Annotated in this window: 22 protein-coding genes and 3 pseudogenes; 15 read left to right on the top strand and 10 right to left on the bottom strand. The window is 57.0% G+C overall.

Features of this window, described 5'->3' with window-relative positions; all coding sequences use genetic code 11:
* Positions 1-17: 17 nt before the first annotated feature.
* From ABIE40_RS30615 to ABIE40_RS30625, 3 genes are read right to left on the bottom strand one after another with little or no spacing between them, the layout of a single operon-like run.
* Positions 18-1,007: a DUF3618 domain-containing protein gene (locus ABIE40_RS30615; protein WP_112715799.1), complete on the bottom strand. Its 990-nt coding sequence runs from the start codon at positions 1,005-1,007 to the stop codon at positions 18-20.
* Positions 1,007-1,423, bottom strand: coding sequence for a phage holin family protein (locus ABIE40_RS30620; protein ID WP_199629714.1), 417 nt, complete (start codon positions 1,421-1,423; stop codon positions 1,007-1,009). The genes ABIE40_RS30615 and ABIE40_RS30620 overlap by 1 nt, the downstream gene beginning before the upstream one ends.
* Positions 1,416-1,970: a nutrient deprivation-induced protein gene (locus ABIE40_RS30625; protein WP_210341250.1), complete on the bottom strand. Its 555-nt coding sequence runs from the start codon at positions 1,968-1,970 to the stop codon at positions 1,416-1,418. Before ABIE40_RS30625 ends, ABIE40_RS30620 begins: the two co-directional genes overlap by 8 nt.
* Before the next feature lie 757 nt (positions 1,971-2,727).
* Between ABIE40_RS30625 and ABIE40_RS30630 the strand changes: the two genes are divergently transcribed.
* The 6 genes from ABIE40_RS30630 (at position 2,728) to ABIE40_RS30655 (ending at position 9,216) form a co-directional block, all read left to right on the top strand.
* Entirely contained in the window at positions 2,728-3,369 is a 642-nt protein-coding gene (locus tag ABIE40_RS30630; RefSeq protein WP_130279563.1) for a hypothetical protein, read from the top strand.
* 709 nt (positions 3,370-4,078) lie between these two features.
* Complete coding sequence (locus ABIE40_RS30635; protein WP_199629713.1) at positions 4,079-4,432, top strand: ArsR/SmtB family transcription factor; 354 nt, start codon at positions 4,079-4,081, stop codon at positions 4,430-4,432.
* 1,228 nt (positions 4,433-5,660) lie between these two features.
* A protein-coding gene (locus ABIE40_RS30640) for an IS3 family transposase (protein ID WP_199630049.1) occupies positions 5,661-6,850 on the top strand; the annotation gives its coding sequence in 2 pieces (ribosomal slippage) (positions 5,661-5,913 and positions 5,913-6,850; 1,191 coding nt in all).
* A gap of 585 nt (positions 6,851-7,435) precedes the next feature.
* Positions 7,436-8,563: a PAS domain-containing protein gene (locus ABIE40_RS30645; RefSeq protein WP_112715813.1), complete on the top strand. Its 1,128-nt coding sequence runs from the start codon at positions 7,436-7,438 to the stop codon at positions 8,561-8,563.
* On the top strand, positions 8,560-8,991 hold the full coding sequence (locus tag ABIE40_RS30650) for a response regulator (RefSeq protein WP_112715815.1): 432 nt from the start codon (positions 8,560-8,562) through the stop codon (positions 8,989-8,991). The genes ABIE40_RS30645 and ABIE40_RS30650 overlap by 4 nt, the downstream gene beginning before the upstream one ends.
* Before the next feature lie 9 nt (positions 8,992-9,000).
* Complete coding sequence (locus ABIE40_RS30655; protein WP_112715817.1) at positions 9,001-9,216, top strand: hypothetical protein; 216 nt, start codon at positions 9,001-9,003, stop codon at positions 9,214-9,216.
* Between the two features lie 205 nt (positions 9,217-9,421).
* On the opposite strand, the gene ABIE40_RS30660 is transcribed toward ABIE40_RS30655, so the two are convergent.
* From ABIE40_RS30660 to ABIE40_RS30675, 4 genes and pseudogenes are all read right to left on the bottom strand, one after another.
* Positions 9,422-9,934: a ferritin-like domain-containing protein gene (locus ABIE40_RS30660; RefSeq protein WP_112716147.1), complete on the bottom strand. Its 513-nt coding sequence runs from the start codon at positions 9,932-9,934 to the stop codon at positions 9,422-9,424.
* Positions 9,935-9,957: 23 nt separating this feature from the next.
* A complete protein-coding gene (locus ABIE40_RS30665) occupies positions 9,958-10,194 on the bottom strand; it encodes a DUF378 domain-containing protein (protein ID WP_112715819.1) in 237 nt (78 codons plus the stop codon).
* A 1,162-nt stretch (positions 10,195-11,356) separates the two neighbouring features.
* Positions 11,357-11,830 (bottom strand): annotated as a pseudogene (locus tag ABIE40_RS30670) (ATP-binding protein); the annotation flags it as partial.
* Position 11,831: 1 nt separating this feature from the next.
* Positions 11,832-12,027 (bottom strand): annotated as a pseudogene (locus tag ABIE40_RS30675) (hypothetical protein); the annotation flags it as partial.
* 209 nt (positions 12,028-12,236) lie between these two features.
* On the opposite strand from ABIE40_RS30675, the gene ABIE40_RS30680 reads away from it, so the two are divergent.
* Together ABIE40_RS30680 and ABIE40_RS30685 are read left to right on the top strand one after the other, a co-directional pair.
* Positions 12,237-13,256 (top strand): Lnb N-terminal periplasmic domain-containing protein, encoded by a 1,020-nt coding sequence (locus ABIE40_RS30680; RefSeq protein ID WP_130279562.1) that lies wholly within the window; start codon positions 12,237-12,239, stop codon positions 13,254-13,256.
* Positions 13,257-14,108: 852 nt separating this feature from the next.
* Positions 14,109-14,297: a hypothetical protein gene (locus tag ABIE40_RS30685; protein ID WP_199629710.1), complete on the top strand. Its 189-nt coding sequence runs from the start codon at positions 14,109-14,111 to the stop codon at positions 14,295-14,297.
* A gap of 390 nt (positions 14,298-14,687) precedes the next feature.
* Here the strand turns inward: ABIE40_RS30685 and ABIE40_RS30690 are convergent, their stop codons facing one another.
* The 3 genes from ABIE40_RS30690 to ABIE40_RS30700 form a co-directional block, all read right to left on the bottom strand.
* Positions 14,688-15,095, bottom strand: a complete 408-nt coding sequence (locus ABIE40_RS30690; RefSeq protein ID WP_112715823.1) for a hypothetical protein — start codon at positions 15,093-15,095, stop codon at positions 14,688-14,690.
* Positions 15,096-15,663: 568 nt separating this feature from the next.
* On the bottom strand, positions 15,664-16,227 hold the full coding sequence (locus ABIE40_RS30695) for a hypothetical protein (RefSeq protein WP_112715825.1): 564 nt from the start codon (positions 16,225-16,227) through the stop codon (positions 15,664-15,666).
* A gap of 137 nt (positions 16,228-16,364) precedes the next feature.
* Positions 16,365-16,781: a hypothetical protein gene (locus ABIE40_RS30700; RefSeq protein WP_199629709.1), complete on the bottom strand. Its 417-nt coding sequence runs from the start codon at positions 16,779-16,781 to the stop codon at positions 16,365-16,367.
* A gap of 1,199 nt (positions 16,782-17,980) precedes the next feature.
* Here ABIE40_RS30700 and ABIE40_RS30705 point away from each other — a divergent pair.
* The 7 genes and pseudogenes from ABIE40_RS30705 to ABIE40_RS30735 all read left to right on the top strand — a co-directional run bounded on the left by ABIE40_RS30705 (position 17,981) and on the right by ABIE40_RS30735 (position 21,642).
* A complete protein-coding gene (locus ABIE40_RS30705) occupies positions 17,981-18,196 on the top strand; it encodes a hypothetical protein (RefSeq protein ID WP_112715831.1) in 216 nt (71 codons plus the stop codon).
* 12 nt (positions 18,197-18,208) lie between these two features.
* Positions 18,209-18,385 carry a hypothetical protein gene (locus ABIE40_RS30710; RefSeq protein WP_165402646.1) on the top strand — a complete coding sequence of 59 codons (177 nt, stop codon included), beginning with the start codon at positions 18,209-18,211 and terminating at the stop codon, positions 18,383-18,385.
* Positions 18,386-18,393: 8 nt separating this feature from the next.
* Positions 18,394-18,582: a hypothetical protein gene (locus tag ABIE40_RS30715; RefSeq protein ID WP_112715833.1), complete on the top strand. Its 189-nt coding sequence runs from the start codon at positions 18,394-18,396 to the stop codon at positions 18,580-18,582.
* On the top strand, positions 18,536-19,066 hold the full coding sequence (locus ABIE40_RS30720; protein ID WP_165402637.1) for a hypothetical protein: 531 nt from the start codon (positions 18,536-18,538) through the stop codon (positions 19,064-19,066). The genes ABIE40_RS30715 and ABIE40_RS30720 overlap by 47 nt, the downstream gene beginning before the upstream one ends.
* A gap of 107 nt (positions 19,067-19,173) precedes the next feature.
* Positions 19,174-19,797, top strand: a complete 624-nt coding sequence (locus ABIE40_RS30725) for an NADH-quinone oxidoreductase subunit C (RefSeq protein ID WP_112715835.1) — start codon at positions 19,174-19,176, stop codon at positions 19,795-19,797.
* A gap of 7 nt (positions 19,798-19,804) precedes the next feature.
* Positions 19,805-20,992, top strand: coding sequence for an NADH-quinone oxidoreductase subunit D (locus ABIE40_RS30730; RefSeq protein WP_112715837.1), 1,188 nt, complete (start codon positions 19,805-19,807; stop codon positions 20,990-20,992).
* Positions 20,993-21,150: 158 nt separating this feature from the next.
* A pseudogene (locus ABIE40_RS30735) lies at positions 21,151-21,642 on the top strand (ATP-binding cassette domain-containing protein).
* Positions 21,643-22,657 lie beyond the last annotated feature (1,015 nt).

Below are 22,657 nucleotides of genomic sequence, written 5' to 3' on the forward strand. Positions count from 1 at the left end.
GCCTGCTCCTCAAGGTCTTAGGTGGCCGGCCGACCGCTCCCGTATTGATCGACTTCGCCAACGATCCGTTCTTTAACGGCATCGTGAACGTCTGAGGCTACCGAAACGGCGGTATCGTAGGTATCCGACGCCAATCCTTTGCTCTGATCAAGCAACTCGGAAGCATGGTCAGCAACGTTCTCCTTAACCTTGTCGGCCACGTCGCCCAGAACATCGTCTTCTGCACCGGTGGGCGGAATAGCCGCTCCTATTGCGGCGCCCACGGCAAAGGCGAGAGCACCGCCGACGATCGGCTGCTCACGAAACTGCTTTAGGATCATTGCGTTTATCCGTGCTGACTGATCATGCAGGCTTGCGGCCGCCGTCGAGGCCGACGTCGCTGCGTTGCCTGTCGCATCACTAGTCTTGTGCGCGATACCGTCCGCGGCATCCGTGATTTGTTTCCAGGTGTCGGAAGCCCACCCCGTCGCGGCGCCTAGCACGGCACCCGCCTCGTCCAAGATGCGCGTGATCTGTCTGCCGGCGGCGTCGCTGAAACCTCTGTAAATTCTGCCATTTGAATCAACGAAGTGTCCGGCGCGTCGACCGGCATCATCGGTCAAAGCTTTAAACCGGTGGCCGGCGTCGTCGGCGAAGTGGCTGTATCGAGCACCACCGACGTCTTCCGGAGGACCCACCCGCCGCACGACGCCCTGAGCAGGGTACAACGGATAGTGCTCGTCACCGGCGGATGCCTTGGCGCTCGGCGCCCCTGCCTGCTTGGCGATCAACCATGCCAGACTGACCCCCATCAGCGCGACGGGTAAGGGGTTTTCTTTGAGGGCCTTGCCGAGGTTGCTGACATACTCACCCCCGCCGCTGGACTTGGCGTAGGCAATAACTTCGTCAACGAGTTGGCCAGGCGACATTTTCTCCTGGATCGCGTCAATGCGCGTTTCGATCCTTTTCCGATCCTCATCGATTTCTTGCTGGAGGTCTGCTGATGATTTTTCCGACGAGGGGGTCATTAGATCTTCTCCTTGACGATGCCGACATCGCGGCGAAGAGACGTTGTTGTGCGATCGAGTTTCAGGTTGGAGGATCGCAAAGCGGCGATCCCTCTGGAGACAAGCACCCAGGCGATGACGCCAATCACCGCTCCGACGATCAGCGCTGCAAGCGCGTTCGATTCTGCGTCGCCCATGCCGCTGCGAACGAACAGGAGGGCCAGGCCGCTGACCAGAGCACTCAGTAGAACGCCGACGGCGCCGATCGAGAGTACGAGGCCGACCACTATGACCTCGATACCCCCGAGTGCCGAGGCAATTCTTTCTGATGCCTCGGTCTTGGCAAGGTCGATCTCCTTGCGCATCAAGCCGGACACATCTGCAATCAGACCGCTGATCAATTCAGAGAGCGGCGCATTTTGATTCTGCTCAGCCATCGATAGACCCCTCCGTCAAATCCTGAGACCCTGCCTTTCGCCCGGAACTGCGAGCGGTCGGGTCCGTTTCAGACAGGGCTTTACGCTTAGCCGAAGCCGTGAGAAAGCGGCTGGCTGTCAGTCCAGCCAGTGCGGCGGCGCCAAGGAAGGCCAGTGGCTGCTTACGACCGAAGTCCTCGGCCATCCCAGCAAGGGCGCCGATGTCCTTGCCTTCCATGTCTTTGGCGATAGCTTGGAGGCTGGCGCCGATTTGCCTGGCGTAGCGGCCCACTTCAGCCTGTTCACCATTTTCGAGCTCGGCGCCAACCTTCTGCAGGGCAGTGGCTATCCCTGTGACTTGGCGGGCGGCAAAACCCGTCTGTTCAGCAACAGTTTCCTGAACTTTTTGCATTGCGGTATCAGAGCCGTGCTTGACGGCTTCCTTAGTCGCGGTGACGTCATCCGCTATTTTGGCCTGGAGATCTTCAAAAGTGGCCGTGTGACCGGCGGCGCCACTGGAGACGCCGTTCTCGTTTGGGCCACGTGGGCTCGATGGATCGCTTGGCATGAGATCTCCTCCTCGATGGGACTAGCAGTCGTGAATGGGCGCCGAACCTGAACTGAAGCCAAATGTTCCACAAATTGCGGCGCCGTGTCTGGAGCTTCCATGGTCCAGGTCGTCGATGAAACGGTCGTAACCGGGATATCGGCGATTTAGGCTTTTCGGCCGATTGGCGCGCCGTCGCGCGGCTGGGCGCTTGTGCAGCGCTCAATGTCCTTCTTCGCAGCCCTTTTCTGGCAAGGTGCGGCCCCGGCTCTGCTCGCAACCGAGCGGCTGTCAAGCGACCCTGCCATACTGGCCCTTCGTTTCTCGGTTGGCTTTCTTAACGCGCAGACCGCAACCTGCCGCTTGGTGCTGCGATGTCGTTGCGCTCTTTATTGGTGATGCCGTCTGACCGGGCGATGGTGGAGCGCTGACAGCGCTGACAGCAAGCCGGGCCGCTTCTGTTGAGGGCTACCGAAGCGGGAGCTCTTCGATATTTTCGACAGCTGGTCGAGGCCAGAGAAACGCAGGCTTAAGTTCCGATAGATGATGCGTCATAATACGCTAACGCGGCTTGCATAATGGCGCTCGTGGCAGTGCTGCTACGGCTGAGACGGTTTTGATTGTTCCGTCCAGGACAAGTGTCATTAGATGATGCTGGAGCAGGTCGCGTTGATGGGCAGGCTGTCGAAACTTGCGCAGCTCCATTTACATCAGATAGCGATTTGAATAGTTGATGCGGATGGCAGAATTGGCCTCTTCGACAGCGAGGGCGAAACCGATGAAAAGAGCGCACAAAAATTTCATAGTGGAGTACAAGGGGGGGACCCGTCGGAGTGCGGATAAGCCGACGTCCATCTGGGGAAACCTGGACCTAAAGTCGATTTCAGAAGATGTGGAGAATGAATTGCACTCCAATATGCGGCGACCAGCAGCCGAGATTGGAGCGAGCAGCGAGACGCAGCAGGCACCGGTCGTAGAGCGGCAGAACAATAACTTGCCGCTGCAAGTCAAAGCTGTGGAACCGGGCGCTGAGCCGAGAACCGAACTCGGGATGAGAAGCGAGATCTCTCCTGCCATCGCAGAGCTGAAGGACGAGAATGTCCCAAAATCAACTGACGCGCATACAGTCCCCGCTGCCGATGTTGCGGAGGCGACGACCAGCAACCGGTCAAAAGGCGCGGATGAGAAGCGGCCTCGCGCGCAAAAGCCGAAGTCGCCCATGTCTGATCCAGTTACGACTAAATACAAACCCCGGAAATCAGCGGCACGGTCTGATGTTGCTCTCCTGCCGCCCTCGCTCGCCATTGAGGAAGAGCGGGCTGAGCTGCAGCAGCTTGAAGATGAAAACAGGAGGCTGCGAACGCTTCTTGTCGAAAAACTGCGCGCTGAGAACGCATTTCTTCGCCGCCGCCTTGCCTGAATATCAGGAGTGATGTGTTTATGCTCGACACTCTGGTCCTCAATGCCGCGTTGAAGACCCTCTGCAGAGAGTTCAAGGTCGAGCGCGATCGACACTGTGTGCTTCGTCTCGCAACCTTGCTCATCCAACTGTCGAAGACTGGAATTACCGACACCGGTGAGCTTGTCGCAAACGCGAGACGAAATTTTGCAGCTGGCTTGAACTCGGGGGACCTGGATTAACTAACGAGGAGAGCTCCCCCAGGTTAGCAATCTGGCCTGCCAGCCGTTGATCCAGTTGGTTGATACTCCGCGGCTCATGACACGTGCCACTTCCACGACAGCTAGCCTCATGCCAAGCTCGCTAAAATCGCGACCGCGAACAACGAGCTCGAGACCGCGAGAGTCATCGAATTTTGAAAAGCATGCGGGCATCCATGTGGATAGGTCGGCGCCCTTACCGCTTCGCAGCATCGTTCCATCGCTCGTCAAAAACGATTGCCAACGTGCACAGGCTTTCCCCAAGGCTTGCGATCCAGACTGTGCCCATCCATCCGTCCGCGCAGACGTGCTCGGACGGTATACTGGCATGCAACCTGTCCGATGGCACTGGTACTTCCTTTATTAGCAGGCGCTTGAAATCCCGTCTAATCAATTTGGTACGGCAACGCACAGACAGGTGGCGCTTCAACGCTGGTGCTCCAGATATGGAAGAAGGAGCAGCCGACATCATGGACGACGAAATCCGATTAAAAGTCTCTCTACTGGATGCATTGGCGAACCCGGTTCGCTTCCGTGTTGTGTCTCACCTCATCGGGCACGAAATGAGCATCAGCGAGCTAACAGGAAAATGCCGTACAACCCGACGCAATGTTACCAATGCGCTCACGCAACTGCATCGAGATGGCTTCGTGTCTCGACGGTTCGAAAAACAGACTGCCCTTTATTCTTGCTGTCACCCCGGCATCATCAGGCTTTTTGATGTCACCAGCGGTATCATCCAGGCTGACCGGAAGGAAATAAACCTGGAGCGAAGACGCTCCCGTAGCTCAAGACATCGATGCGCTGGAGAGGTTGAGCAATAGCGTGAAAAACTTTTGTGAAGATAGCCTGCGCATCGAAGCCGGTTCACCACGATGGTCACCGCTTTTCCGTATCGCCTAGTTTCCACTGTCGCGGAACGGTGCGAGCGCTACCCGCATCGGGCTCCATGATCGTTTGCCACGCAATCAATCAGGGTCTGGCGCCCCTTCCGCGACATCTTGGCGGCGGTTAGGCTGCATCAGTTCAGCGGCCCGGGCGCGCTGCCAAACTATCCGTGCTGCACGCCGCGTCCTTCAGAAGAAAGACGGATACTCGCGCACCCCTCCTCAGCAAGTTCTTCTCCGACCTCCGCCTCAGCCGCGCTTGCCTGCATTGGAACAATAGGATCTGTCCGATGTTTCGCGAACGGAGGAAATCGAAATGCGCAGAATGACGAAGTTTATTCTCATGGGGCTCTCTGCCATGAGCAGCCCGACGGTGACCCCCGTCATTGTCGCAGCCCAGGATCTCGAACCCCGGGTGCGAACCGGGGGGAGTGGTGTTTACCCTGCCGATGACGAGGGAGATCGCCAGGATTGGTGTCACGTCAAAACATGTGAGCGAGATGAACGCGCTTAGATGCTTGCGGTGAAGAACGTCGCTCGGCAGAGACAGTCATCAACTCAGAGCAGGACCTCAGGCGAAAAGCTGGTCGTCCGGCAAGCAAGGTCGTCATCGGGATTTCGGTTCCCCCGGCAGCTCTTCTGTGTGCGCAGGTCCAGCCGGAAGGTTTTCCTCGGTATGACTTCTGTCCGGGGGCTGGATCGGCGCAGTAGATGCTTGGGATACGTAGATCCCAGCTCCGAGCGCGAGGATAGCCACTATAAAAGAGCCGGCGATCGCTCCAATCGATCTCTTAGGATCCTGCGATATCATTCCGAACGCCAGAGCGAACCCCAAGAGGGCCGCCCCGCCGGATACGACAAAAAGCCAAATATAGTTCACGGCATCCTCCAATTTTTGCTGCAGATATTGCGGCTCAATGATTGATAAGCGCCAAACTCATGGGGATGGATCGCATGCATCAACTCATGTTTATGATGCTCGTCTAACATCGAGATATGAACATGGTTCCACGACAGCAAGGCTCAGGTAGCTGCATTAACGGCCGGCAAAGGATTCGAACTCGATAAAGGTTCACCGTCTCCAATTCGTGGCGGAAGAGACGTGACCTGCCACTGAGAATTTCCTCCAGAATGGATTAGAGTTCGGCCCATTGAGGACGGACTTATGAAGAAGCAGCGATTTACGGAAGAGCAGATCATTGCAGTGTTGAAGGAGCAGGAAGCCGGAGCGAAAGCGGCTGATCTTTGCCGTAGGCACGGGATTTCCGAGGCGACCTTTTATAACTGGAAAGCCAAATATGGCGGCATGGAAGTGTCTGAGGCCAAGCGTCTCAAGGCTCTGGAGGACGAGAATGCCAAGCTGAAGAAGCTGCTTGCCGAACAGATGCTGGATACAGCCGCACTCCGCGAGCTTCTTTCAAAAAAATGGTAGGGCCTGCCGCCAAGCGTGACGCTGTCGCGCACCTGAAGGCCATCATGGGTCTTTCGGAACGGCGGGCCTGCCAGATCATATCCGCAGATCGAAAGACGATCCGTTATCGATCCTCTCGGCCGCCTGAGGTCGAGTTGCGAGCGAAGCTGCGCGATCTAGCCAACGAGCGACGACGGTTCGGCTACCGACGGCTGTTCATTCTGCTCCGGCGAGACGGAGAGCCTTCCGGGGTCAATCGCATCTATCGGCTCTATCGCGAGGAAGGTCTTTCCGTGCGCAAACGGAAAGCCAGGCGGCGTGCCGTCGGCACGCGTGCGCCGATCCTCGTCGAAGCAAAGGCCAATGCCCGCTGGTCTCTGGATTTCGTCCACGATCAATTCGCCTGCGGCAGGCGCTTCCGCATCCTCAATGTAGTCGACGATGTCACGCGCGAATGCCTGGCGGCGATCCCGGACACATCGATATCAGGTCGCCGTGTCGCGCGAGAACTGACGACGCTTATCGAGCGACGAGGTAAGCCTGGCATGATTGTCTCAGACAACGGGACCGAACTGACCTCGAATGCCATCCTTGCTTGGTCGAAGGATCACAAGGTCGAGTGGCACTACATCGCGCCGGGAAGACCGATGCAAAATGGCTATGTCGAGAGCTTCAACGGCCGCATGCGCGACGAGCTGCTCAACGAGAGCCTGTTCTTCGGGCTCGATCATGCCCGCAGCGCCATCGCAGAATGGGCCGACGATTATAACAATTTCCGGCCGCACTCATCGCTCGGATACCAAACCCCGGCGGACTATGCCGGGATCATCGCCGCAACCGGCTCCAACGCTACGCAATATGGAAGCTTCGCGTTTCCGCCGGTTGCTAACACACCGCCATTTGGCGTATCAAAAACCGCCGAGGCTCTAATCGCAGCCGGATGAAACTTCAGTGGCAGGTCAGACGGGCTAAACATCTGGCGATCAGACAAACATGCACTCGCGCATTATGCTGTCGCCTTATCAACCACCCCGGCGTTGCGAGCTGATTATCGTGCTGCGATAATCGCGGCGCGTGGGCCGGAGCGCTGCCTCCTCTATCGCCAACCCCAAAAAAGAGCGCGCTGCGTATTTTGTAACCGCGCCAACTGCTGGAGGGATGGAACTTTTTTCACTCTATTCCATTTCGTGACTGGCCTTACTGCTGCAGGGGCTTTCTCGTTTGTATTGCTGGTGAGAACGCCGGCGTAACCTTTGGTGAATTGTGCCACAGATAAAGCTGATTTTGATCGCCGGTTTCCTACATCCGGCAAAGTCCGCGCAGTTGGAGACGCGATTATTGACAAACAGGCGTGGCACAATTCTTTAGAACGGATGCCGAGTGCCGGGCTTTCTTTGAGTAAGAAGACCAGTCCGCTTGTTCTTACAAAAAAGCCGTCTCTGCGGGCCGATAAATTCGAAATTCGGTTGCGCCCGATGCCAGTTTCGCCGCAGTCTACCGCACCCTGCTCAACCACAATCTGAGATGTTATGACTGATAACGAACAAAGAAGGAATGCTGCACAAACCGCCGGCGACCGCCTTGTCGCCAGGCACGTTCGTGAAGACCCCTTCGCCGCGGCCTTCAAGGCGACCAGGATGCCGATGATCGTTACCGATCCCAATCAGGACGACAATCCGATTATATTTTGCAATGCGGCGTTCGAGAAGTTGACCGGCTACTCTGCTGAAGAAGTCGTCGGCCGGAATTGTCGGTTCTTGCAGGGGCCCAACACCAGTCGTGAGGCCGTCGCTAGGATCCGTGCTTCTGTGGAAGCCGGCTCTGATATCGCCGTCGATATCCTGAACTATAAGAAGGATGGCAGCGAGTTCTGGAACGCTCTTTTCTTGTCTCCCGTCAGGGATGACGACAACCGAATTGTCTACTTCTTCGCATCTCAGCTGGACTTCACCAACGTCAAGAGCCGCGAGGCCGACCTCGCTGCGGCACGCCACAAAGCCGAAGAGGAGGTCGCGAAGAACACTGAACGGCTTCAATCAGCGCTGGGCGCAAAAACCTTACTCGTGCATGAGGTCGATCATCGGGTGAAGAACAACCTGCTTACGATGGCATCAATCGTAAAATTGCAGGCTCGCATAACGAAGAACCAAGACCATCGACAGATCCTCATGTCAGTGCTCAACCGCGTTGAAGCTCTCAGTACGGTCCAGCGCAAACTGTTTACGCTGGACGACGTTTCCCGCTTCGATATCGCGGACGTTGCCCGCGAAATGGTCTCGGATCTGGTCGGTGCGATCAAGCGGCCAGATATTCGCCTGACGCATGAGCTTCATCCAGTTTATGTCCCAGCGGTGAAAGCCACCCCGCTGGCGCTCATCGTTAACGAACTTGTTGGGGACGCCGTACGCCGGGGGCTGAGTGATGGCGGCGGCCAGATCCACGTGGTCGTCAAGCGACTGAACGGTCATTTTCTGATCCGCGTAGAGGACACTTCAATTCCAGTGGAAGTAGATATCGAGACCGCTGAAATCGGCCGTATCCTTTTGGAGACCTCTGCAAGGCAAGTTGGGGCAAAGATCGAAAGACGGATCGAGGGTCATCGAACCACTGTTGACGTGACGATGCTCGTGGAAGCGCCGCAGGAGAGTGAAAATTGAAAGTACTTATTGTCGAGGACGAAATGCTGTTGGCGATGGAGCTTGAGAACGAGGTGGAGATGGCCGGCCATCAAGTGATCGGTACTGCCGCTACCCGAGACCAGGCACGGGAAGCAATCGCGGCTCAGCGGCCGGAATTCGCCTTCGTGGATATCCATCTACAAGATGGCCCCACAGGCATCGAGGTGGGGCGGGACTTAGCCGCCAAGAACATTCCCTATGTGTTTGTCAGCGGCAACATCAAGAAGATACCGAGAGATTTCGCTGGAGCACTCGGCGCGATTGAGAAGCCGTACACGATCAACGGTATGAAAAACGCGCTCGCCTACATTTCCGGGCTGATTGAAGGATGCGTTGAACTCAACCCTCCGGCGTCTCTCGTCCTGGCTGAGGACGTCGAACTTATTGAGGCAGGCCCGCGGATCTAGGAAAGCGTGATGGCAGAAGCAAAGAACCCTCAGATGGCGTTGGCAGAGATCAAGCCGCGCATTGCCGACCTTGTCGACGAGCTTGTGGCCAAGGGCGCCGATAGACTCTCGATCATCTACGTGATCGAGAAGGAAGCCGATGCGCTGCGCGACAGACCGCAGTTGGGAAAGCGAGACGTACCGCCCGCCCGGCCAACCAACAGGTGGCAGATCGAGGACGTCTAGGCCTTGCAAGCCGGATCAAAGAACATGCCCGCTATCTTCTCAGAACCCCCGGGCCAGCCCGAACCGGTTTATTCTACTGCGTATTCAGCAAACCTGCTGGCACGTATCAGTGTCGCCGGAAAATCTTGCGCACGGCCTCTAGTTAATCCTCCTTGGCGTTACGAAAAGGCGAGAGCGCTGAGCATACGCTAAGCGCTCTACACATTTAGATTTTCGCGGTTTCGCCCGCCTCGCGCAGGCTGAGGAATTTCGTCGTTACCGCGACGATGTTCGCATCCAGCCACTCCGCCATTGCCCGCTCCTCCGCCAGACTGGCCTGCAGGCCCGTCGTTGCAGCTGAATACCCGCCTGCCTCAGCGACGGTCAGCAGTGACTTGTAGGCGGCAATCTCAAAGTTTTCGAAGGCGTAGTTGGCAAAGGAGTTCTTGAGAATTTCATCCCCAGCAACTGAATGTCCCATCGCTGCCATAGCTCCGGTGAGAGACAGTGCCATGTCTTTGAGTGAAGAGTGGTCCTCATCTAAACCGGCGAGGATGTCTTCAAGCCGTTGAATCTGGCCATCCGTCTCGGCGATGTGCTGCTCAAGCTTCGCGGCGATCTCCGGGTAGTTCTCAATCCGCTTTATCTGAGGTTTCATTATGCTGAGCGCTTGATTCTCCATTGCATGGGCGTTGCGGAGACCGGTAACAAAAATCTCGCGGGTTTGATTGTCAGTCATGCTCTCATGCTCCATTGGTTTTGTTAGTGGCGAATGGAATTTGCTTCAGCAGCGGTCTGGTCTGCAGACATCGCACGGAAAAGCGGACCGAGCTGCCAAATCGCGGATAGGCCGACCAGAACGTACACAACGACAGAAAAGGTGCTGTCCTGGCCACCGAATAGGGTCGCAACCAGGTCAGTGTCCGCAAGGCCGACCAGCAACCAGTTGATCCCGCCAATGATGACGAGAAGAAGGGTAATGATGTTTACGATACGCATTTGCTTCTCCGAGGTTGGAGGCAGGCAAACTTGCGGCCCCCGGCCGTTGTTCCCCAACAACCGCGCCGCAATCCCCGCTCGCGGCCTGTGTACGGTCCCGTACCGGGCGGATACCGCAAAAGCAGACTGACATATCTTGCAGCTGCTGCCACCGCCGCCGTCTGCTTCTGCTTTTATCTTCCATTTGCCAGATGAAACATGAGGCTCAAGCGGGGCCCCGCGAACAATAGCAAAGGGTGTCCCGCGCTGGACGTGACGGCCTGCAAGCGCCAACCGTGTTGACGCGCGCCGTCGATTTGGGAAGCATCTGGGCGGGGAAAGGCGTTACGGTCAGCGCCGGCTCCCTTGTAAATACGCACGAGAGATCGCCCCACGGGTGGTAGGGCTGGGTTTAGCCTGGGTTTTATGAGGCGATCTCCTGTGCGACGGAGCATGACGGCCGTCGAACGCAAACACGCAGCCATCTCCAGGCAGTTGGAGAGAGGAGACGACCCAGGGCGAGGGGAGGGCCCGCGCCATTCGATAAGGTAATCGATTTCCCGGAAATGTCGATTGTGTCGACCGTACAAAACAAAACGGGCTTGGCCTAAATCTGGATTTCGATCCAAGCAAAACGCCATTCGTCTGGTTTTCCCATTGAATGAGTATATTGCGCCGTGCCGGCCAGATCCTGTCGTTTCCGGAGTTCCTGAACAAGCCAACTGGCAGATGGAATTCCCTTGAGCTGGCATCGATGAATTGCGCTTTCGACGTCACTAATCGTCCCAAGACCAACTGTTGGCACGGCGCCAGGCTTCATCAAGGTCCAACTATATTGCCGCATCCTTCCTCCACTGACACAACAGAGCCCTTGATCATGGCACACAGCGCGTGTGTGATTGTCGACTTCGCGCTCGCCTGGCAAAAGGGCATATAGACGTCACCTTAATGCGGAACTCAAGTTGAGGTTCCGCAAGCAAACGTTTGGAGATGGCATCGATCGCCGTACAAATATTGTCAAGCCGGACTGTGGACGCAATTGTTTCGAGCTGCGCTAACGCCGCAAGTGTGAGGCAAAACCGGCTCGCCGCCACGCTCAATCGCCCAGGGCCGCTGGTTTCCACGCGGAACTGAGCTGGTTTTTCCACCGAGAAGTGAGCCACCTCTAGGTATGGTTTTCTGATCAGGCTTCGGTCAAGGGGTTGGCCTTTTCTCCTCTCTTCTGTGCGGCTGCGGCCGAGCTGGCCTTGAAGCGGAAGCTGTCGTTCCCGGTTTCGAGGATGTGGCGACGGTGGGTCAGGCGGTCCGGCAAAGCCGTGGTCATCTTGGCGTCTCCGGAGACGGTGGCCCATTCGCTGAAGCTGAGGTTGGTGGTTATGACGCCCCTGGTGCGCTCGTAGAGCTTGCTCAACAGGTGGAAGAGCAGCGCTCCGCCTGAGGCACTGAACGGTAGGGATTCGAGTTCATCGAGGATCAGCAGATCGAGACGAACCAGCGTCTCAGCGATCTGGCCTGCCTTGCCGTTGGCCTTCTCCTGCTCGAGCGCGTTGACCAGTTCGATGGTTGAGAAGAAGCGGACCTTGCGGCGATGATGCTCGATCGCCTGGACACCGAGGGCGGTCGCGACATGCGTTTTTCCTGTGCCCGGTCCGCCGACAGTCGTTCGCCGGTTCCTCGATCACCGCAGTGTCGTCGTTCGCCGGATAAGGGTCTCGATCCAGCGCGACCTTGAGGTTTTCCACCTCCTCGGTAATGGCGTCGAAGACGTCTTCCTGTTTCGCCCCCGGCGACGACAAAGGTATCGGCCAAGTCTTCCAGTCTGTCGTGCAGGCGTGCCCTCCAGTTGTCGGTCATGGCTTCCGCCTCTTCTTGACGGACCTCTCGCTTAGCCACGCCATCTGCCGCCGCCGGGCCCTCCGCTGCATTCCTCCGTCCATCACTTCCATTCAGACGGTTGGAAACTCGTATCAGCCGCATGTCGTAGATTCCGGCGAGGGCTATCAGGATCGACCCGCAAGTGGCATTCTCGGTCTGAAGTCCCAAGGGCAACCGGAGGAAGGGCGATGAGTTGGCATCGGGCCATTCGGCTGGCAAGCTGGATCATGCTGGCATTCCTGCTAACGGTTGCCGCAACGTGGGCAACACTTGCTCTGTGGTACCGCCTTCCAGCTTCCGAGTTCATGAGAGCCCTTGTCGCCGGGCTTTTCGCGCTTTTGAGCGCCTCGGCGATGGCAGGATTGTTTACGCGGTGGCGCTTGAGGGCAGCCGCCGCATACGTGTTGACCTTCGCAGTGGTCGTTGCCTGGTGGAATTCAATCGAGCCCCCAAGAGACGGAACCTGGGCCGCCGACGTCGCCAGACAGGCCACGGGAACTATCGACGGCGATGTCCTCACGCTATTCAACGTGCGCGACTTCGAGTGGCGGAGTAGCACCGAGGCGGTCAATCAGCGCTGGATGACGCGAACCTACGATCTGAGCAAGCTGCGGACACTCGACCTCATTATGTCCTACTGGTCGGGGCCGGAGATCGCCCACGTGATCTTCAGCTTCGGCTTCGATGACGGCGAACAGCTCGCATGGTCGATCGAGGTTCGCCGGTCAGAAGGAGGTGCCTTCTCCCCTCTTGCGGATCTGTTCAAGAGCAACCCGATGGTGCTCATCGCAGCCGAAGAAAGAGATGTTGTCGGCGTGCGTTCGAACTTCCGCGGCGAGGATGTCCAGCTCTACCGTCTCAGGGCCTCTCCTAAACAGATGCGGTCGTTGCTTCGCGAGTATGTGACAGATGCGAACGCTCTCGCCGAGACCCCGCAATTCTATAATTCCCTGACCAGCAACTGCACCACGACCGTGCTCAAGATGATGCGTGTAGTTGGGGCCAGCGTGCCGCTGGACTGGCGTCTGATCATCAACGGCTACCTGCCCGAATACGCCTACGAACGAGGCGCACTGAACAACTCGGTTCCACTGGACGAGCTCAGGGCATCCTCTCACATCGGCGAACGAGCCCGTCGCGACGGCCTCTCGCCGAAGTTTTCAAAGGAGATCAGGGTTGGCGTCTCGTCGAATTCGGGAGCACCCTAAAAGAGTTCGACCTTCGACAGGTTACCCGACCTGCAGCGCTCGTGCGGGCGAGATCGCACGCGAGTTTGGTGGCAAAGAACAGCGTCCTGCGGATCCCTCGTGGATGGCTATCCGTTCGATCTCGCGAAACATGTCGCGAGCCTGTTCGCGCCACCGGGTTGACGACAGCGTTTCACCAAGCGGCGGCTGAAGCGAAATAGGGGAGCCGAATGGTAGCATCAGGAAGCGGCAGGCACGACGTACGATACGATCATTTATCCTCAGGTGATTGTAGGTCGTGCGCCATGGCTGGTATGGAAAAAATATCTCGTTAGGCTATGACTTTCGCTGTAGGGTACCTGCTATTTCAGAAGCAAAGCCGGCCGAACTTTCCTCTGCCGCCTTACCGAGAGTCACCGACGTGTAGTAATGGCTTCCCGCCCAGACAACGACACCGTCGGAGGCTCTGAAGAGCCTGGTGGAGATGCGGAACCTGCCGTTTTCCTGGCTGACTGCACCGTCAACGATGTACCGTCTCCTGCTGAAAGCTTCCGTCGCCGGCTCCTTGACCAGCACAGTCAATTCGGGGTGCGAGACCAGGCTTGATATCACTCATCGCGGAACACGATGCCCGGGCGCCGTGATGAGATAGATCGCTGAAGCTCCGTTGTGGCTCAGGAAGGGCCCCAATAGTAGCAATACTCTTCGTCTTCACCGATGTATTCCCAGACGCCGGCGTCATCGATTTCGAGATCATTACATGCCGACGATGGGCCGGCGTTAAATGTCGGGGCCGGTGCCTTATGGGCCATAGCACGAATGCGCCGACCCATGATCATTGGGGGCCGAGCTCGTCCGTCTGCACCTGGAGGGATGTCCGAATGGCAGTGGATACAACGGGTGGCGGCAACTTTGATCTCTTCCTTGCATATCGGGCAGGCACGAGTTTTAACGTTGGGGTCAGCCATCGGCTTGTCCTTTTCAGCAAGTGGATATGAACTCTCAGATGCACTGCATAAAAATCAAGGCCGCGACATCGGCTTCATTGGCATGGCGCTCTAATCCCTAATAAAGTCCCAGATGAAACGCTGCGCCGGTCGCTCGAATGGAGCGGACAGCAAAATATATTCGGAAGGTGTAATTTAGGCAACTGAGATGTCGCGGCAGATGGCGATCGTTGTCCAACAAAGGAAAAGCCCGGTGCGGACTGATCCGGCGCCGGGCTTCTACGGATAACATTGGGCGATGCATCCGGACAAGGTGGATTTCAAACGCCTTGCGGTCACTTAACTGCCGCGGGCGAAGATCGTTCAATCATTCATAAAACCGGCTCGCCGCCACGCTCAATCGCTCGACTACGGGGTCAAATCTTCACTTCGCTTGAGACGACTGGCTCTCGAACTCCAATTGCCGTGCGTGCAGGGAGGTGCGGCTAGGAGCGGTGCCAAAATCTTAGAGTTCGGCGATCTCGGCTTCGAGTTCTCGTCGCTCGATGTCGGCGATTTCAAGGCTGATACGGCCAGTGCGGACCAACGTCTCCAGGCACAGCTCGAAAATACGCCGAAATCCCTCGCCTTCAGGGGTCAACTGGCCCGGCGACGAGGTGAACTCTCCGCTGGTCATAGAAGCAAGACTGCATTGCATGACCATCATTGCAGCGAGATCGTCCGGCGTCCATCCGAGCTCCAGGCAATAGCGTCTGGCAATAGCACGGTTCTGCTTTGCGCTCCATTTCGCGGTATCAACGCTGCGACGTAGAGCGCTGGCCACACTATCGCCCTCAATGTGATGCGACTCGAAAAAAGCGTTTAGGGAATCCAATAGCTGCTGTTCAGGATCTGGGATGACGAAAAGGGACATGTGACTATTTCCTGTACGATTGGCGACCACAGGCTTGACGCGCGGAGCAAGTCGAAGTGGATGTATCGAAGTGAGATATTCTGCTGCCCAGTCTGAAGGGACGAATTCCGTGTTCGTCCCCAATAACCTCATCGAGCGGCCCTAACAATGGCTCAGGAGTCGTTATGGGCCCGAGGCGCCGAGCTATACAAACGTTAGCGCCTCATCCAAGGGGCCTTGTAGAACGATCGCTCGCGGTGCTTGGCGGCAACACACACCGGCCGTGCGCGAGGACGGTGACGCGAAGGATATGTGATAAAACAAAGATTGCGGGCGTGAGGAAACACTGTGTTATGGCTAGCTTGATCACGTCAAGATAGCTCGGGCCGGGATTTCTCGAGGAGGTCGAGCCAAGATACATCCATCGTGAGTGTCGCCGGGCTTCAAGCGATCTGCCGGTTGCCTCATACCAGTCATCTGGCGATCAGGCAGAGCTAAGCATCAGCACGCATCTGTCCCACGCGGCATCGACCAGTTTGTCGGATATACTCGACGCGACGCCTCTTGTGTCGCTCGAGCAGTCGTACTGTCACCTGTCCTCAAAACGCGACAGCATATTTCTTAACTGGCCGTTCTGGGTCTCGAGCTTTTGAGCGAGGGCTGCCCTCAGTTGCTTGATGTCATCGTCCAAGCCATAGACCGCGTCCAAATAGCCATCCTGGTCCGACGTCTGCATAGGGGCCGCCGATGGCGGTTGGGTGCCTGTTTCTTTGCCCTTTAAGGTGATGCGGGGTCCCTTTCGAGCCTTTTTGCTCGCACGGATATCGTAGGTTGGCCGTTTGGACTTTTGGGAGTTGGAGATTTCGCTGGCCGGAGCAGTTGCCGTAACTTCCTTCTCTTCGGCCTCCGCTACAGCCGCCGCTTCCGCAGCCGGGCTGCCGACGGGTGTTACGGTATGATCGTCGGGACTGGTCATGACGGCGACAGGATCTGGCGGGGCAGTTGTATCGTCTGCCTGAGCGACCGGTAAACCATCGAAATGGTCCTCCATAGCGCTGGCTTCGGAGCTGACGGGCAGAACTGGCGAAACGACGGTCGCCTTTGACACGTCCTTTTTGGACCTGAATCTGGAGATGATGTTCCACGGCGACATCGAGGTTCCCTCTCGCTTGACGCGCCTGATGAACGCGGCGCGGAAACCGGATCGGGTACCGATCCGGCGAACGATTCTCTAGGATCCAGTTTACCGGATGGCGGACGAGTAGCAAACCGTCCGCCATCGAGCGATGATTACTTTAGGCCAAGACGCTTACGCAGATCGGAATTCTCAGTGCGAAGCTTCTCGGCGAGCGACTTGCGTAGGCGCTGGTTTTCCTCTTCAAGCTGGAGAAGATCTGCCAGATCGTCCGCCAGCGGAGATCCAGTCGTCTGCGTGGCAGCGCGATTTGGACCGCGCTTGCCTGCTGCTGCGGATGGCGACGATGTGCGCTTAGCGCGGGTCGCGGGGGTACTGGCGACTTCAGGTGCTGCAGCAGCCTCGGCGCGCTTGGGCCGACCGCCGCGATTTTTCTTCGCGGGCTCGGCGATTGTTGGGGCGGATTTCGCCTCCACCTTTTTAACGCGCGGTGCGCGCTTCTTTTTTACCGGGGCTTCCGGTGACACTACCGCGTCTGCTGGTGCGGAGCTGGGATTGCTTTCGTCGGCCATTGGTGTTCTCCCCTGTTTGGCAATTTCGTTGTCATGTGTAGATCATCGGATGTCAATATCGCATGCGTTGCTGAGTGCCTTACGCTCCGATCAATATTAAACTTTGCGGGCCTTGCGAAGGCCGGTTCAGGACTGAGATTCTCGACATTTCACTTTGTGGCTACTGCACCAGCAACGCGCGCTCACCGTCGCTAACACGATCCGAGCTGCGAAGATGTTCGAACACTCTTTCAGTCGAGAGGACGTCGGCACCACGCGCAAACAATATTCATGACCATGTCGGTCTTGTCATCGTCCAAGGGAAGGAGAGACGATTGACATGACGCTGTCGGGAAAAGGGCTTCAGGGGCGAGGGAAGGGCGTCTTCTCTCAGGGCACTGTCTGGCCTCAGACGCTCTACAGGCGATACCATAAGATATGACACTGTAGCAGCCCGCCCCCCGGATATCAGGGCATTACCTTGAAGGGCTTCGATTGCGCACACGGTTGTTCGGGTGGTAACTGGTGAAACCCGCGTGGCGCGAGCCATCAGCACACTGGCTTTCAGAAAGAGCGATGGCGAGATTAAATCGCCATGTTCGAACTCTGGCGATTTCGCTCGGTGGCTGCGCCCGTGGAGCTGGAAGCTCAGACGGCCGGAAATTACGCGTGGGGCCCGACGAACCTCAGCACAGGTCGCCTGCAATAGTCTCTTCGCGGATGAGCTTTAGACGCTCCAGGTCCGACACGACGCGAGATGAAAAACGATGATCGCCTACCAGCCATGCGCTTCCGAGCTTTCCCTGCATCCGAAACTGCCTGATCGCTGACATAGCGCTACGCTGAGCGCTCGTCAGTGGAACACGGCGGGTCTGGTCATGCGAAGGGTTCCCGGCCGTGCCGAGCGCACTTGGGGGGCGCCCGCTGCCGTGCACGGCAACGCCCGGATTGTTCCCGGCACGCCGCGAGGCGGACATCTCGAGCAGGGCAGATTGTTGGAAGCAGCGAAACTCCTTTTAGCAAAGCTAGCAGCGACCCACGCGAAAGGCCCTAGGGCGCTGTGCTCTCACGGGCGGGCGATGGATGAGGCAAAAACAAGAAAGGATGTCGCCGTATTTCCGGGGGGGCGGCAAAATCACCGCCAAGACGAAAATTTGAGAGCCGACGGAAACTCCGCCGCTGCATTGGAGTTTGGACGGGATTCATTGAAAGGAAGTCAGATGCCACATGGAGACCGCAAGCACATCGGGATCGGCGCCAAGGCCAAAGGGGGTGGTACGGGCGCCATGACAGAAATTCCGGCTGATAAACTCCCCGAGAACATGGTCCTGTCCAACAGGGATAAAGCCCAGCATTCGAAAGAGCGCGGCCTGGATGGAAAGGCTGTTCAGACTGAGCAGTACCAGGACCATTCCGCAAATAGAAACTCAGACTGATCGGACGCCCCAATGACCAGCAAAATGCCTCCCACACCGCCAGCCAATCGTTCGCCGAAAGGCGCCGGTGACAACCGAAAGCAGGCTGATGTTGCCGCCGCAAACGGCCCGAAGAATCCTGACAAGATCGGCCAGCAGGGCAACAGCAATCAGAATACGACCCATCAGGGTTATCAACAGGATCGATAGGGGGTCGTATGTCGACATCAAGTAAACATCCCACGACTCTTCGCCAGGGTGGACCTGGAGCGGCCCACGAAAATGCCAAGGCTCCTCTTAAAGCCAACAAGGCGCAGGCCGATAGCGACAATAGATCGCGCAGCTCCAAATCGGGCGGAGGTGGCGAAAGAGACAGCCATCACAGCCATGACACTACCCGCAAATAGTTCACCTGCGCTCAACCGCGCGGTCCCGCCCTGGGCAAGAGATGAAGCTCTTGCAATCGTTCGTGAACACGGCTTCAGGCTGGCAAATGCGAAAGACGAAGGCGAGCTAACTGAGGCCGTGGCAACACTCTCGCTGGCGATCTCTTTTGCCTTGGCAAAAGCTTCAGCTAAAGGAAATCCCGTCGATCAGGAGGTTGATTTGGCATCTTTCCCTGAACAAAGACCAGAGTGTCGCGGTCAAGCGTTTGCCTGTGAGGGAACGGGCGATGAGGTGAGCCGTAACGGCCCGTCCGGAAGGCAGACCCGTCCAAGACACGGTGTTGCAGCACCGGCTCTCGCGGCCAAAACTGGCAAGGAAAGTGAAGGGCTCGACATGCGCGGGGTCGACGTGAGCCGAAGCGGTCGCCAGGGCGATGTTGTCGTCTCCAAGGGTAGGGCGGCTACGTTCGTCGATTTTGACCCCGTGAAGCCTGCCAGCGACTGAAAACCGTATACGGTGCCGCCCGACGGTCGAAGGACCGGTTGGAAAGCCTTGCATTGGCGCCTGGAACTTGCGGAGCTTGTCCTAGTTGGGCCCGCCGGAGGATAAAAATGTCCCAGCTTATCGGCTATCTCTCACATGTCTTAGCTCATCAGAAGAATGCAGTCATTTCTTCGCAATGCGAGCGCGGCGAACTATCAATTTTGACGACGCCGGCCTGCGTTATAGAGCTGGTGAGATTTCTGAGAGACGACGAACATGGCCAGTTCATCTGCTTGCTCGATATCTGCGGCGTCGATTGGCCGGCCAGAGAAAAACGCTTTGACGTCGTCTACCATCTCCTCTCTCCGCATAAGAACATGCGCGTTCGCGTGAAACTTGCGGCGGACGAAGAAACACTCGTCCCTTCTCTTTGCCCGCTGTTCCCAAACGCTGACTGGTACGAGAGAGAGGCATGGGACATGTACGGCATCCTGTTCACCGGACATCCCGATTTGCGGCGGATCCTGACAGATTACGGCTTCGAAGGCCATCCTCTAAGAAAGGATTTCCCGCTGACAGGATTCGTGGAGGTTCGCTATGACGATGCAGCGAAACGTGTGATCTACGAGCCGGTCGAACTGCGCCAGGAATATCGTGACTTCGACTTCCTCTCTCCTTGGGAGGGCACCGAGTATATCCTGCCGGGCGACGAAAAGAGCGGCGAACCCGGATCCGACACAAAGGCGCCTTGAGGCTTTCATGGAACATAACATCCGGACGTTCAATATCAATTTCGGCCCGCAGCATCCAGCCGCGCACGGGGTTCTTCGGCTCGTTCTTGAGCTCGATGGAGAGATCGTCGAGCGGGTGGATCCGCATATCGGCCTTCTACACCGCGGTACCGAGAAGCTGATTGAGCGCAAGACTTATCTTCAAGCCCTGCCTTATTTCGACCGCCTCGATTATGTCGCTCCCATGTGCCAGGAACACGCTTACTGTCTTGCGATCGAAAAGCTGCTTGGCGTGGATGTACCCATCCGCGGCCAGCTCATACGGGTTCTTTATGCAGAGATCAGCCGCATCCTGTCGCACCTGCTCAACGTGACAACCCAAGCAATGGATGTAGGCGCGCTCACGCCGCCGCTTTGGGGGTTTGAGGAACGGGAACACCTCATGGTCTTCTACGAGAGAGCCTCCGGTTCTCGCATGCATGCGGCATATTTCAGGCCGGGCGGCGTGCATCAGGATCTCCCGAACGATCTGCTCTGCGATATCGCTGCCTGGTGCGACAGGTTTCCAAAGGTGCTCGACGATATCGATGACCTTCTCACGGGCAACCGCATTTTCAAGCAGCGCAATGTTGATATCGGTGTGATCAGTCTTCAACATGCGTGGGCCTGGGGCTTTAGCGGCGTTCTCATCCGAGGCTCCGGTGCGGCATGGGATCTCCGCCGCTCGCAACCCTACGAGTGCTATTCAGACCTGGAGTTTGACATACCGATCGGCAAGAATGGTGATTGTTATGACCGCTACCTGATCCGGATGCAGGAGATGCGCGAGTCGGTAAGGATCATGAAGCAATGCCTAGAGCGTTTGATGGGGACGGCAGCCGCTGGAGCCGTCAGTTCGGCCGATGGCAAGATAGTCCCACCCAAACGCATGAACATGAAACGTTCGATGGAGGCGCTCATCCATCACTTTAAGCTCTATACCGAGGGGTTCCGGGTGCCTACGGGCGAAGCATATGCAGCGGTAGAGGCACCTAAAGGTGAGTTTGGCGTATATCTCGTCGCTGACGGAACAAACGCACCGTACCGATGCAAAATACGGGCTCCAGGATTTACCCATCTGCAGGCGATGGACTTCATGTGCCGCGGCCACCAACTTGCAGATATCTCGGCCGTCCTTGGTTCGCTTGACATCGTCTTTGGTGAAGTGGATCGTTGACGAGCCCGAAGGTTGTGCGCCGCGGAGCGGTGGCCGCCGGAACACTCCCTACTGCTATGTTCGATTCCGGCCGTCCGGCGACAATCGTCATTGTCGGGACGGACATCCTCCTTTATTTCATGAAGATTGACAGGTTCGAGAAGGTCAGTAGAGAAGTCATGATCCTCGCTCTCAACGACGAAGGTGCCATCGAGGTCCTTGGGAGGATTGATCTCGATGTCGCCAACAGCGAAAGCGCTGCTCTAACAGGGAATTCCTGGAGCGGGAAAAGTACCCTCCTTCATCTCGCTAAAGGGCTTGATCGCGTCATGTCCTTTCATGCAGAGCTGGCGGGGCGTTACGATCGCGGCTGGGAACATACCCTGGTCGAGGCTCTGAGATTACAAGAGTACACGAGCCGCTATCCAGAGCAACTGTCAGGAGGCCAGCAACAACGCGTTGCCATCAGGCCGAACGCTGGCTGCCAGACCGCAGCTCATTCTTGCTGATGAGCGACAGGAAATTTGGACGAGCAAACCGGCGACATGGTCCTTGATGTGATGCTCGAGCTGGGAAGGGACGCCGGATCGTCTCTGCTGATCGTCACCTATTCCAGGCTCGCGGCGCGGCTTGATCGCACCATTGTTATACGAGACGGAAAGATCGAATGAAATTTCTGGTTAGGCGGTATGCCGAGTTTCTTGTCGCTCACCTTCGGGATCCAGATAAACACTCATTTGATGGATTGGTTTGAACTTCATTTCCGGCGTACCCGCTGCTTAAGAGGACGATCAACGACATCATCGATATTCTGCGGCGGCCGACCTGGAAACAGGTGGTCAAAGTCAGCCACGGCCTCGGCCTCAAGGGCGAAGCAATCTTCACGAGACTCGCTAGCGAAATCTCCCACTTTCCTCAAATACCTCACCGATCCGCATGAGACATAAGATCTTGCCGCCCATCCCCGCTGGGTTAGTCCGTGGTCGATCCATCGGCGCTTCATTCTTTCCGACAAGCCTCGAATGACTTCGATGGGGGACGAGATGTTAAATGCGAACATGATAACACCTAATCGCGACTAGCGGCATTCAGGGCTAATACAATCGCATTTAAGATTTTCACAAGCAAATGATAAACCCGGGCATTCGCGATCGACTCCTAGCCCAGCGACCAGTCTGGACGGCGCGACGTGCTACGATCTTGATCTCCTTTGGCCAGCGATCATTGAAGTAACCGGGGCAGTTCTGGCCGACGTGTCCGGGCGTGCGATAGCGGACCAAGAGCAATCCCGCGGGAACACCGTGCCTGCACGGAGGTTTTTCAAACATCGATCATAGGAGGTCTCGCACGATGGCAGCTATCACTGCCGATCTTCCCCGGGAAAAAGTAACTGCTCACTGGCTATCGAGCGGCCTCCCCAACGAAGCCCATAAGGTGCACGAGTAAAGCGAAGGTACGGACATGATAGACTTTTCAACCACCACGTCTCATTTCGCTGTCGTGTTAGGGGTCACAGCGCTCGTCTGCTGGATTGCGGCCGGGTTTGCCGCGGTCCTCGGAACCAAAGAGGAAATTAGGCATGCCGACACCGGACGGCTCTCCGAATACGTGACGTCCGGACTGGCCGCACTCGGATTGAGCGCCGTTCTTGCGATGGGCGCTGTTCTCGTATTTGCGGCTTGAATT

The sequence above is a fragment of the Rhizobium sp. OAE497 genome (genome assembly GCF_040546565.1).
Lineage (GTDB): Bacteria > Pseudomonadota > Alphaproteobacteria > Rhizobiales > Rhizobiaceae > Rhizobium.

What these genes read in the sequence shown, in the direction of transcription:
- ABIE40_RS30615 (WP_112715799.1), bottom strand. Translation starts at nt 1,007, where the DNA reads ATGACCCCCTCGTCGGAAAAATCATCAGCAGACCTCCAGCAAGAAATC.
- ABIE40_RS30620 (WP_199629714.1), bottom strand. Translation starts at nt 1,423, where the DNA reads ATGGCTGAGCAGAATCAAAATGCGCCGCTCTCTGAATTGATCAGCGGT.
- ABIE40_RS30625 (WP_210341250.1), bottom strand. Translation starts at nt 1,970, where the DNA reads ATGCCAAGCGATCCATCGAGCCCACGTGGCCCAAACGAGAACGGCGTC.
- ABIE40_RS30630 (WP_130279563.1), top strand. Translation starts at nt 2,728, where the DNA reads ATGAAAAGAGCGCACAAAAATTTCATAGTGGAGTACAAGGGGGGGACC.
- ABIE40_RS30635 (WP_199629713.1), top strand. Translation starts at nt 4,079, where the DNA reads ATGGACGACGAAATCCGATTAAAAGTCTCTCTACTGGATGCATTGGCG.
- ABIE40_RS30645 (WP_112715813.1), top strand. Translation starts at nt 7,436, where the DNA reads ATGACTGATAACGAACAAAGAAGGAATGCTGCACAAACCGCCGGCGAC.
- ABIE40_RS30655 (WP_112715817.1), top strand. Translation starts at nt 9,001, where the DNA reads ATGGCAGAAGCAAAGAACCCTCAGATGGCGTTGGCAGAGATCAAGCCG.
- ABIE40_RS30660 (WP_112716147.1), bottom strand. Translation starts at nt 9,934, where the DNA reads ATGACTGACAATCAAACCCGCGAGATTTTTGTTACCGGTCTCCGCAAC.
- ABIE40_RS30665 (WP_112715819.1), bottom strand. Translation starts at nt 10,194, where the DNA reads ATGCGTATCGTAAACATCATTACCCTTCTTCTCGTCATCATTGGCGGG.
- ABIE40_RS30680 (WP_130279562.1), top strand. Translation starts at nt 12,237, where the DNA reads ATGAGTTGGCATCGGGCCATTCGGCTGGCAAGCTGGATCATGCTGGCA.
- ABIE40_RS30685 (WP_199629710.1), top strand. Translation starts at nt 14,109, where the DNA reads ATGTCCGAATGGCAGTGGATACAACGGGTGGCGGCAACTTTGATCTCT.
- ABIE40_RS30690 (WP_112715823.1), bottom strand. Translation starts at nt 15,095, where the DNA reads ATGTCCCTTTTCGTCATCCCAGATCCTGAACAGCAGCTATTGGATTCC.
- ABIE40_RS30695 (WP_112715825.1), bottom strand. Translation starts at nt 16,227, where the DNA reads ATGTCGCCGTGGAACATCATCTCCAGATTCAGGTCCAAAAAGGACGTG.
- ABIE40_RS30700 (WP_199629709.1), bottom strand. Translation starts at nt 16,781, where the DNA reads ATGGCCGACGAAAGCAATCCCAGCTCCGCACCAGCAGACGCGGTAGTG.
- ABIE40_RS30705 (WP_112715831.1), top strand. Translation starts at nt 17,981, where the DNA reads ATGCCACATGGAGACCGCAAGCACATCGGGATCGGCGCCAAGGCCAAA.
- ABIE40_RS30710 (WP_165402646.1), top strand. Translation starts at nt 18,209, where the DNA reads ATGACCAGCAAAATGCCTCCCACACCGCCAGCCAATCGTTCGCCGAAA.
- ABIE40_RS30715 (WP_112715833.1), top strand. Translation starts at nt 18,394, where the DNA reads ATGTCGACATCAAGTAAACATCCCACGACTCTTCGCCAGGGTGGACCT.
- ABIE40_RS30725 (WP_112715835.1), top strand. Translation starts at nt 19,174, where the DNA reads ATGTCCCAGCTTATCGGCTATCTCTCACATGTCTTAGCTCATCAGAAG.
- ABIE40_RS30730 (WP_112715837.1), top strand. Translation starts at nt 19,805, where the DNA reads ATGGAACATAACATCCGGACGTTCAATATCAATTTCGGCCCGCAGCAT.